Source organism: Streptomyces anandii JCM 4720 (assembly GCF_014650655.1).
GTDB lineage: Bacteria > Actinomycetota > Actinomycetes > Streptomycetales > Streptomycetaceae > Streptomyces > Streptomyces anandii.
On record NZ_BMVJ01000034.1, the window covers coordinates 417 to 11,113 of the forward strand.

9 protein-coding genes are annotated in these 10,697 nt (G+C 69.1%); 3 read left to right on the forward strand and 6 right to left on the reverse strand.

What is annotated here, in order from left to right:
• The first annotated feature begins 846 nt into the window (after positions 1-846).
• Positions 847-2,457 carry a hypothetical protein gene (locus tag IE249_RS33425; protein ID WP_229859836.1) on the forward strand — a complete coding sequence of 537 codons (1,611 nt, stop codon included), beginning with the start codon at positions 847-849 and terminating at the stop codon, positions 2,455-2,457.
• Between the two features lie 303 nt (positions 2,458-2,760).
• On the opposite strand, the gene IE249_RS39345 is transcribed toward IE249_RS33425, so the two are convergent.
• From IE249_RS39345 to IE249_RS33450, 5 genes are all read right to left on the reverse strand, one after another.
• On the reverse strand, positions 2,761-4,275 hold the full coding sequence (locus tag IE249_RS39345) for a DUF2637 domain-containing protein (RefSeq protein ID WP_229859837.1): 1,515 nt from the start codon (positions 4,273-4,275) through the stop codon (positions 2,761-2,763).
• Between the two features lie 157 nt (positions 4,276-4,432).
• Positions 4,433-5,530: a ParB/RepB/Spo0J family partition protein gene (locus tag IE249_RS39350; RefSeq protein ID WP_229859839.1), complete on the reverse strand. Its 1,098-nt coding sequence runs from the start codon at positions 5,528-5,530 to the stop codon at positions 4,433-4,435.
• On the reverse strand, positions 5,527-6,792 hold the full coding sequence (locus IE249_RS33440; protein ID WP_189710946.1) for a ParA family protein: 1,266 nt from the start codon (positions 6,790-6,792) through the stop codon (positions 5,527-5,529). The genes IE249_RS39350 and IE249_RS33440 overlap by 4 nt, the downstream gene beginning before the upstream one ends.
• A 696-nt stretch (positions 6,793-7,488) precedes the next feature.
• Positions 7,489-7,773 (reverse strand): hypothetical protein, encoded by a 285-nt coding sequence (locus tag IE249_RS33445; protein WP_189710948.1) that lies wholly within the window; start codon positions 7,771-7,773, stop codon positions 7,489-7,491.
• A 115-nt stretch (positions 7,774-7,888) separates the two neighbouring features.
• Entirely contained in the window at positions 7,889-8,608 is a 720-nt protein-coding gene (locus IE249_RS33450; protein WP_189710950.1) for a DUF4386 domain-containing protein, read from the reverse strand.
• 24 nt (positions 8,609-8,632) lie between these two features.
• On the opposite strand from IE249_RS33450, the gene IE249_RS33455 reads away from it, so the two are divergent.
• Positions 8,633-9,307, forward strand: coding sequence for a TetR/AcrR family transcriptional regulator (locus IE249_RS33455; RefSeq protein ID WP_229859840.1), 675 nt, complete (start codon positions 8,633-8,635; stop codon positions 9,305-9,307).
• 108 nt (positions 9,308-9,415) lie between these two features.
• Here IE249_RS33455 and IE249_RS33460 read toward each other — a convergent pair whose 3' ends face one another.
• Positions 9,416-9,754 carry a putative quinol monooxygenase gene (locus IE249_RS33460; RefSeq protein WP_189710955.1) on the reverse strand — a complete coding sequence of 113 codons (339 nt, stop codon included), beginning with the start codon at positions 9,752-9,754 and terminating at the stop codon, positions 9,416-9,418.
• 98 nt (positions 9,755-9,852) lie between these two features.
• On the opposite strand from IE249_RS33460, the gene IE249_RS33465 reads away from it, so the two are divergent.
• A partial coding sequence (locus IE249_RS33465) for a GlxA family transcriptional regulator (protein WP_229859842.1) occupies positions 9,853-10,697 on the forward strand: 845 nt, incomplete at its 3' end.

Here is a 10,697-nt window from a genome sequence, read left to right on the forward strand (position 1 = left end):
CATGCAAGCAGCGTCGATGGAGAACGATCCCCACCGACCCCCACCCCCAGGCCACACAACTCCCGCGTGCCCGCCCCCCAGCAGACTGCACTGGCGAAGACCTCGCCCGAAAAAGGCCTCGGCAGGACGCCCCCCTCCCACCACCACGTAAAGCAGGCCCAGACGTTCCCAGCCAGTCACCCCCAGCGTCACGCGACGTCTCACCGCGCAGACCGACCGACAACACCCCACACACACCCAGCCACCGTTCACACACCTCCAAGACCCCACCACACCCGACCACCTCCCCCGCGACCCCGCGCAACTGCCCGCCCTACGGGGTCAGCACGCTGCCGGTGGTATCCACGGCCTGGACCGAGCCGGGTCCAGCGATCGGCTTTTGGCGGGCGAGGGTGTTGTTGTGGGCTCGCCGTCATGGTGTGCCGGCGTTGGGTCATCGTACGGGTTCAGTACGTGAAATGGTTGCTTCATGGGTGCTGTGCGTACGGTGTCTAGCGCGGGCTGAGGGCAACGCCGTCGATGGGCCAGATGTGGGCCGTTCGGAGGATCATGTGCGGTTCCCATAACCCAGGGCAGCCGATGACGTTCGCAGGACAGTAGCGGACGCGTAGGGGCTGAGCCGGGAGGCAAGTGATGCAGGTGTACCGGACCGCAGCTGCGGCCATGGTCGTGGTGGCTGTGAGTGGATGGACATCGGTGGTCGCAGCCTCGGCGGTCGGTCATGACGGCGGGGAGGTCCGGGCGACCGGCGGGTCCGCCGCAGGCAGTCTCTTCCAGCAGAACACCGCGCAGTCTGGTCGGCAGAACAACGACTGCGCCGACGTCTCGGGTACACGTCCCACCACCGTGTCCGGGGGGCGCCTCCAGGGCCGCTGCGTGACCGCGGACGGTTCCGCGACCGTCTTCTCCCGCACTCACCGGGGTCCTGCCCGGGCCGAGAGCGGCACCGCTGCCGCCACCGTCTCGCAGCAGAACAACGCGCAACGGGGACGGCAGAACAACATCTGCGGCGACCTCAACAACACCGCCATCGATGTGACTGGCGGCGGCATCGAGACGCAGTGCGCCGACGTCGACGAATCACTGACCGAGCATTCCGCTTTCCGGGGTTCCGGTGCCGGCGCCACGGGCGGCAACGGCGTGACCGGAGCGGGCCAGCAGAACATCGCCCAGGTCGGCCGCCAGAACAACGCCTGCGCCGACGCCAGTTCCTCCTTCAGTCCCGAAATCGAGGCGGCGCAGTTGACGGAGCGCTGCGTCAACCACGACGCCTCGGTCACCAAGCACACGCGGGCCAAGAGCGGGGGCGCCCGGGCCGAAGGGGGTTCCGCCGCCACGTTCGGCGCCCTCCAGCAGAACATCGCGCAGGAAGGCCGGCAGAACAACGCCTGCGCCGACGCCAGCGTATCGACGCCCGGTCCCCTCACCGGTGCCCGGGTGACACACCAGTGCGGAAACCGGGACGCCTCCGTCAGCAAGCACGTGCTGGCCAAGAACGACGGAGCCCTCGCCGAGAGTGGCTCCGCCGGGTTGACCGCCGACCACCAGGACATCGCGCAGGAGGGCCGTCAGAACAACGCCTGCGCCGACCCGAACAACTCGGGGGACCTGGAGGTCACCGCCGGCCGCACGACGGACGTCTGCGACAACCGGGACGCCTCCCTGAGCAAGCACACCGTGGACAGGGTCGGCGGTGCACGCGCCGAAGGCGGCTCCGCCGGAACCACCTTCTCCTTCCAGGAGAACGTCGCGCAGGAGGGCCGCCAGAACAACGCCTGTACCGATCTCAACAGCACGGGTGACGTCGTGGTGACCGGGGGAAGGACGGCCGACCGGTGCGGCAACCTGGACGCCTCCGTAAGCAAGCACACGGTGCACACGAGCCGCGGCGCTCATGCGGAAGGCGGCTCGACCACAGGCATTTTCGACACCCAGGAGAACATCGCGCAGGAAGGCCGGCAGAACAACGCCTGCGCCAACGACAACTCCGCGGGGAATGTCGAGTTCACGTCGAGCCGCACTGCGGAACTGTGCGGCAACCGGGACGCCTCCCTCAGCAAGCACACCGTGTACAAGACCGGTGGCGCCCATGTGGAAGGCGGCTCGGCGACAGGGATCAACTCGCAGCAGAACACCGCGCAGGAAGGCCGGCAGAACAACGCCTGCGGGTATCTGAACCGCACGCAGCTCGCCTTGGAGGGCGCCACGGCCGAGGAGCGGTGCCTCAACACCGACCTCTCCGTCAACAAGCACACCAAGGAGAAGAACCGCGGTGCTCACGTCGAGGGAGGTGACGCACTGGGCCGCCTCACCCAGCAGAACATCGCCCAGGAAGGCAGGCAGAACAACGCCTGCGGCAACGCCAACGACCTCACTCTGACCGCCACCGGCGCGCGCACCCGCAGCGAGTGCGTAGCCGGCGACCGCTCCGTCAACATCGGGACGCAGGAGAGCTGACACCCGGCAGCGCGCCCCGGCCCGCTCTTCTGGGAGCTGGGACCAAATGTCCCGGCCGTGCCGTGCCACGGAGCCGCCACTGCGCAGGTCCCGGCTCCCAGCCCTGCCGGGACGGGAAGACCGGTCACACCCACGCAGACACCCATATCCACCACCACCGCGCAAACCGTTGTGCGCTCTGGCTGCGCAATGGGTGTCGCGGCTGCGCAATGGTGCGCTGACCTGCGGCTTCTCTTGATTGCGCAGCCGTAGGTGCCGACGGTGTCAGTGGTGTGCGGGGTCGAGCAGAGCGCGGCTTCCTCACTACTGCCGTGGGTGTGCGTAGAGGCGGGTCAGTGCCTGCCAGCGCCGCTCGAAGTCGGCTGCCTGCTCGGCGATGTAGTCGGTGGTGAGGGGCTTGTTGTGTTGCGCGGTGATCCCGTGGGCTGCGCATTCCTGCGCGATGGCCTGGAGTGACGGGGAGTCGCTGTGCATCCGCTGTTTTGCCCAGAGGCTGTAGACACGGAACGGCAGGAGGTAGCGGCGCAGGGTGGAGGGGCTGACTGGCCTTCCGCCGCGGCCGGTCATGCCCTTCTTGCCTGCCAAGTAGGCGGAGAACTTCTCGGCCTTGGGCTCTTCGCCGTACTCGGTCCGGTACTCGGTCCAGGCAAGGTAGTAACGGTCCACGGTGGTGAGCGCGGCGGGCTCCCTGGTCGTGCCTTCCTCGCCCGGCAGTTCCTTTCCGCGGGCGCTCGCATGCTCGGACTCGTCCCCGTTCACGAGGAGTTCGCCGGCGGGCACCAGTGCGGGGTGCCCGGTGGCTTCCCCGTCGACGGGTCGGTTCGCCTCGTCCAGCTCGCGCTCCGGCGCGTGGAGGGCCCGGGATTCGGTCCCGCTCTCGGATGCGGGCGGGTGAGGCCGCCCGGACAGCCGCAGCAGGGTTTCGGCCGGCTCGTCAGTCAGTGGCCCGCCGGCCTCGGTGACGACGCCGCTCTGCGCCCATCCCCCGAGCCGGGTCTGTACGCCGCCCGCCTTCACCGTTTCCCGCTCCTGGTGCACGGCAGCCCCGAGTTCAGGGCTCTGTCGCTGCGCCGGAAGCAGGGTCTGCTCGGCGGTGAACTGAATCGGCGGCTCGTCGATGCCTGCCGCGGCCAGACCGGCGGGGGCTGTCTGTGCCAGGGGAACGCCGTAGCGGGCCAGGCGCAGCGGTATCAACGACTCGACCGGGGCTTTGCGTCGCCATGCGCGGCCGAAGCGGGAGCGAAGGCCGGCCTGGTAGACGAGGCGTTGTTGTTCGAGCTTGATGACCTGGTCGTAGGAACGGAGTTCCCACAGCTTCATCCTGCGCCAGAGGAGGAACGTGGGAATGGGCGAGAGGAACCAGCGGGTGAGGCGGACGCCCTCCATGTGCTTGTCAGCCGTGATGTCGGCGATGCGGCCGATCGCGTGGCGGGCGGCCTCGACCGCGACGACGAACAGGACCGGAATGACCGCGTGCATGCCGACGCCCAGCGGGTCAGGCCACGCCGCCGCGCCGTTGAACGCGATGGTGGCCGCTGTCAGCAGCCACGCGGTCTGACGAAGCAGCGGGAAGGGGATGCGGATCCAGGTGAGGAGCAGGTCCAGGGCGAGGAGGACGCAGATGCCCGCGTCGATGCCGATCGGGAAGACGTAGGAGAAGGTCCCGAATCCCTTCTTGAGCGCCAGTTCGCGGACCGCGGCGTACGAACCCGCGAAGCCGATACCGGCGATGACCACAGCACCGGACACGACCACGCCGATGAGAACGCGGTGAGCACGACTGAGCTCTACTGGGGTTTTTCTGGCTCCCCCGGGCACGTGTTTCCTTCCTCGTTCATTGGTGAACTTCAGTCGCGCTTACGAGCGTTCGAGCCCGGCCGTGCGGCCCGACGTGGATGGCTCATGACGGGAACCCGGCGGCCCGGACCGGGGAGCGCCCCTGTCGGTGGGGAGCAGGAGCAGTCCCCTGATCGCGTCACTGGCCGGCACGGTTGCCGGCTGGACGCCGAGTTCGCTGGTGCTCGTTGAGGATGCGCAGCATCTCGTCGAGCTCGGTGTCATTCATCTTCTGGATGAGGTGTACGGCGAGAGCGGCACCGTCGTCGTAGGGCAGCGACGGTGAGGTGCGTCGCTCCCTGGTGGCGGGGGCGGCTCCTGGGCGGTCGGCCTCGCGGTCGGTGCGCGGCTCCGGAACGCTTTCCGTGCGAGGAGTCGGCTCCTTGCCTCCGGCTGCACCGGACCGGGCTCGCTGGGCGGACGCGGCCTCACCGATTACGGCGTAATCACCGTTACCAGGCGCGGTCGGCTCCGCCGAGGACGAGGCCGCCGGCAGCGGCTGTCGGAGCGGAGGCGCGTGTTTCTCCGCTTCTCTGCGGGCGCGTTGGGCCTTCAGCTCTTCCAGGGCGGCCGCTTGCTCGTCGTGGGGCCTGTTGCCCACGGCGCGGAGCAGGTCGATGGGTTCCTCGCCGATACGGGCCTGCAGCTCGGGGGTGAGGTTGAGCAGGGCCAGACGCTGCGAGACCCAGCCTTGAGAGCGGTGAAGTCGCTTGGCCAGAGCCCGCTGGCTGCCGTGGATGGCCAGGAGTCGTTCCAGGGCGCGCGCTTCGTCGAGTTCGGCCAGGTCCTGGCGGTGGATGTTGGCGACGAGGGCAGACTCGAGCAGTTCCTCGGAGGTGGAGCCCTGGTCGTCGCTGACCATCACGGCCACTGCGGTCAGGCCGGCTTCGCGGGCGGCGGCAAGGCGGCTGCTGCCGTCGATGACGACGTGGGTGGTATCTGGTTCGAGGTCCGGTTCGCGCTCCGGATTGGCCTTGATGTACGCGTCACGGTTCATGACCGTGATCGCTTGCTTCTGGCCGTGTGTGGTGAGGCTGCCTGCGAGGTCGGTGAGATCTCCGAGACTCGACCGGGGGTTGTCCGGGTTGAGGCTGACGCGCTCCGGCGGCAGGTGCGTTGGGGGGGCCACGCCTTCGGTCGGGACCCCGGTGGCGGCGGCGACGGCCTGGCGGCGCGCGCTGACGGGGCGCACTCCCCCGCCGAAGCGGCCGGCTCCCAGCTGATCGGCCTTGCTCACAGGACCTCCCTTGCCAGTGCGCGCATGCCGATCGCCTGCTGCGACCTGGGGGCGTACGAGAGGAGGGGCTGCTTCACCCGGACTGCCTCCTTCTGTTCCTTGAGGTCTCCGATGAGTCCGACCACCCTCGGATCCTTTATGTCGACCCATCCCTGAAGAGAGGAGGTCGCGATGTAACCGCGGCGGGAGTCGTAGAGATTGACGACGATGCCGAGGTAGTCGATGTCGACCTGCAGGTCGCCGCGCAGGTCGTCGATCTGCGTGGTGAGCAGTTCGTAGGCGTCTGCGGAGCTGTCTTCGGCCTGGACGACGATCAGGGCGCCCGACTGGCCGGGCTTCTCACCGTCGCGGCGCCGACCGTAGTAGGCGGCGGCGTCCATGCTGAGGCCGAGGCTGGGGGGGCAGTCGACGATGATTACGTCGTAATCGGCTTCGAGCGGTGCGAGAGCGCGCTCGAGCGCGGCTTCCCGGGCGCGCACGGCGGACAGGCGCACGTCGAGCAGGAAGGCGTCGTTGCAGGCGGGGAGAAGGTGAAGTCTCCCGCCGAAGCTGTCGTCGTCGACGGAGACGATGAGGTCGCGGAGGTCTCCCTTGGGGTCGCCTGCCATGTGGTTGGTGAGGCTGTCACCGTTCAGGGGCAGGGGAGTGGCGCCCAGTTGGTTGGTGAGGTGGCACTGGGGGTCGAAGTCCACCAGCAGCACGTTCTGGCCCGGGCCGGGCAGGTTCTCGATGTCGAGGGGGTTGCTCTCGCGCGCTGGTTCCTCACCCTGTGTCTCACTCGCTCGCAGGGCCTTGGTGAGGGCCTTGGCCACGCGCACGGGGTGCAGAGCGTCGGGGTCTTCGGCGAGCGCCTCTCCGAGGCCCGCGGTGATGGCTGTCTTGCCGACGCCGCCCTTCTGGTTGCAGACGATGATGCGGCGGGTGATCTCGGGGCGTGCCACGTCCGGGGCGGGGTTGGCGTCGAGCCACAGCTGGATGGACTGGGCAAGGCCTTGGATGAGGGAGACTCCTCGGTCGGCGGCGACGCCCCTGAAGTCCTCCCATTGACCGGGCGGCAGGAAGGTGGAGAACGAGTCGGCGCCGGAGGTGTCGACGGGCGCCGTGGCGGAGGCGAGGCTGCACCAGTCCCGGATGCCCTGTTCAACCGCGCTCTGGATCTCGAGTCCGTGCTGAGCTGCTCTGATCTTGAGGCTCTGCCGGAGCCATCCCGGCAGTTTGGAGACGACCTTCTCGCGGTCGCCCGAAGTGGCTGGAGAACTCATGGGAGACACCATACTAACGTCCTTGATCCTTTGAGGCATCGACACGTTAGTTAGGGATGGCCCCCTCGAGTGTCGATCGCGCCCTGGCCGTCTCCAGGGGTGATTACGCCGTAATCACCCCTGGGGCGACGTGTCCTGACTCATCTAAGCGGACTGGATCGGCTGAGAGGCACGGACTCGGCTCGTTCAGGCGGGCTGTATCTGTCCGTCACATGTGATGCCGGTTGAGCGGCATACGGACAAGCCCACGCGGCGAACATGCCGACAGTGAGGTGATTACGCCGTAATCACCATCGCCCTGCCTGTCTCGAGACTGCTCCACAGCCATGAGCCGCAAGGTGATTACGGCGTAATCAGCCGCCGTGCACGGCACGCCGGCAGCGTCCGATGGCGTGACCGCGTGGTATCGCCGGGGCGGATCGGTCGGCACCGGGGGAGTGCTCACGGCAGGAGACCGGCCGTCTCCAGCGTGCGGGAACGCGTACCCGGCCGCGACGATACGAGAGATCCAGCGTCCCCACGCCCGCGGTTCGCGTCTCGCCCGGACGGAACCGACGCGTCCTGGCTGTAGCGGCGCGAAGTACGACGGCGTCTTCCCACTTCCTCACCTGGCGACCGGTTGGTCCGCGGCGGTGTAGGCGAGCTGGGCATCAGCGGTGGTTGCTGCCGGCCGTGCCGTCGTGCGCTCGACTTTCCTCAGTTCGCGGACCACGGCGAGCACATAGGTTTCCAGGCTGACGAACTGGGTGGGGGTTGGCAGTTCGGCAGCACGGCGGCGATCTGGTCGAGCCAGAAGGTCACTTCATCGTCGTCGTCCAGACCCGTCCGGTGCTCGATCAGACGCTGGGCGACCGGCGCCAGCAGCGCATGGCGTCGCGCGGCCTCGTTCTGAGCGCGGTGACTCAGCAGCGGCGCGGACTGCGGCCTGCCGCTCTGTTGCGAGGACGGCCTCGAGAGTGCGGCGTACCGGCCGATCGCCACACCCGGGATCCGTGAGCGCCGACGCGCGGAGGTGCGCCGTGCCTCGTCGCCCTTCAGAGCAGCGGAAGAGGAGGCACTCTCTGGCCCACCCGCGCCACCGCCCGGGCCGTCACCGTCATGGGCGACCGGCAGCCGCAGGGGTGCGGGCGCCCGGAAGCGCCGTGAGGGGGGACGGCTTGAATCCCTTCGCCAAAAGCCAGATGGCCAGGGACAGTTCCCAAGCGAAGACCGGAATCGCGGTGAGGGATCCCCACACGGAGATCTGGGGATATGCGCCGAACAGCACGGCAATCGCCGAGGCGAAGATCAGCGGGCCACCGATCAGCCCGAGGCAGGCGATGAAGCGCGGGACGAGGCCCGCTCGGTACATGACGTACGCCATCAGGACCGTGTTCGCGCCGCAGACGAAGTCGGGGCCGATGAGGAAGGTCCAGTCGTGGGCGGCGACCAGGGCCTTGTCGACGGCGAGGAGCGCGGCGTCCGGGTGCGGTCCGTGCGTCGCGTGCCGACGCATCGTCACCACTGAAAGGAGACTGACGACGCCGACGATGATGACGGACGCTTCGAGGGTGCGCAGACCGAGATAGCCGGCGGCCAGGGCCTCGTTGTGCCGCCTGGCGACGGGGAACAGCGTGACCGCGGTGCCGATGATCGCGAGCGCGAGGATCACCTCGCTCAGCGCTCCCAGGAGTACCCGGGTGTCGGGACCCCGGCCCAGCACGTAGCCGGAGTTGTTCAGTACGGGGCCGTAGAGCACGAGGCCGCCGATGGAAGCCGCATGGGTGACGAGGTAGCACAGGCCCGCCGCTGCAGCGAGCTTTCTCGGTGAGACCACTGGGACTCCTTGGTCGATGAGTCGATGAGGCGCGGGGGACCGCTGACGTGTCTGCTGAGGGCCGCTGTTGCGTTCGCCGACGGCCGGGGCATCGAAGCGTTGAGCATGCGCAACCTCGCCCAGGAGCTGGGCGTCGTGCCCATGGCGCTGTACAAGCACGTGGCCGGCAAGGAGCAACTGCTCGAAGGCATGGTCGACGTCGTCGTGGGGGAGATCGACTCCCCGGTCGGCGCCGGAGACTGGAAGGCAGCCGTCAGGCAGCGCATCCTCTCCGCCCGGCAGGCTCTGCTGCGGCACCCGTGGGCCTCACGCGTCATGGAGTCGCGCACCCGTCCCACCCCTGCCGTGCTGGACTACCTGAACTCCCTCATCGGCATGTTCCGTTCCGGGGGGGGGCTGTCCGCCGACCTCGCTCACCATGTGATGCATGCGCTCGGCAGCCGCGTGTGGGGCTTCACCCCCGACCTGTTCCCCGCGCCGCCGGACAGCACCCCGGGCGCGCGGGAGGACGCGCTCCCGGAGACGGCGGCCAAGTACCCCTACATCGTGGAGATCGCAACGGCTCGGCCTCACCACAGCGCGACGACCGTGGGCCAGGGCTGCGACGACCAGTTCGAGTTCGAATTCGCACTCGACCTCCTCCTGGACGGGTGCGAACGGCTTCACCACCAGGGCTGGACATCCGCCGGCCGCTCGTGACGCAGCCAGGCCTCGTGCGGACGGGCGCCACCGCGAGAGGTGCGCAGAGCCGGGGCAGTTGGGCTTTCCCGCGCCGCCACGTCACCCGGCGGCGCGGACCGGCCCCGGTCAGGCGGTCGGGAGCTTGGCGGCCAGCACGTCGTGCGGGCCGACCTCCGGCTTCGCCGCCAGCAGGCGCGGGCCCTCGGACCGCAGGACGGCCGCGATCTTCCCTTCCACGTGGGCGCGACGGGCCTCCTCGTTCCCGAAGGCGTCGAAGATGCCGAAGGTGGTCGGACCGAGGCGCAGCGCGAACCACACGGTGGTGCCGCTCTCCTCCTCGGCCAGGGGGAGAGCCCCGGTGAGGAGCTCCTCGAGCTCCTGGGCGTGTTCCGGCTTGGCCTCAAGGCGGACGAAAAGCCCGACACGGGCGTTGGCCGGGACGGCGGGGGTCAGGGGCTGGTCCATGGGCTTCTCCTGGAAGAGGACGGTCGGTGTGATCACCGTAGGACCGGCAGACGTGTCCCCCCAGTGGCGGATGCGACATATGCCGTACCGTTTCCGACATGAAGATCTCGGTGCTGGTCGTCGACGCCGTCTTCGACTCCGGGCTCTCCTCGGTACTCGACGTGCTGCGGACGGCCAACGAGTTGCGGCGGGAGATCCCGGAGCCCCCACCGCCGTGGCAGGTCCAGTGCGTCAGCCCGCACGGGCCGGTGCGGACGGCGGCCGGTCACCTCGTGGACACGGTCACGCCGGAGGTCGCCACGCGGCCGGACGTGCTGGTCGTACCGGGCGTGTGGCAGAGGCGCCCCGAGCCACTCACCGCCTGGGTGGCCTCGTTGGAGCAGCGGCCCGTACGAGAGATGGTCCAGGACGCTCGTGCGGCCCGGGTTCCTCTGGCTGCTGCCTGCACCGGGACCTTCCTGCTCGCGGAGAGCGGTGTGCTGGACGGGCTGCCCGCGACCACGAGTTGGTGGCTCGCTCCCGAGTTCCGGCGGCGCTATCCCAAGGTGGCCCTGGAAGAGAGCCGGATGATCAGCCGGGGTCCGGGCGTCACCACGGCCGGGGCCGCCATGGCCCACCTCGACCTGGCTCTGTGCCTGGTGCACGACAGCAGTCCGGCCCTGGCCGACCTCACCGCGCGCTATCTGATCGTCGACACCCGCCCCACCCAGGCCGATTACGCCATACCCAGCCACCTGGCGCGCACCGACCCCACCGTCAGCGCCTTCGAGCGGTGGGTTCGTGGGCACCTCCACCAGCCGCTGCGCATCGCGGACGCGGCCCGGGCCGTCGGCACGAGCGAACGCACACTGCAGCGCGCGCTGGGCCGCGTGGCGGGCGTCTCGCCGCTGCGCTTCGCCCAGCGGATCCGGCTCGAACAGGCCATGCACCTGCTGCGCACCAC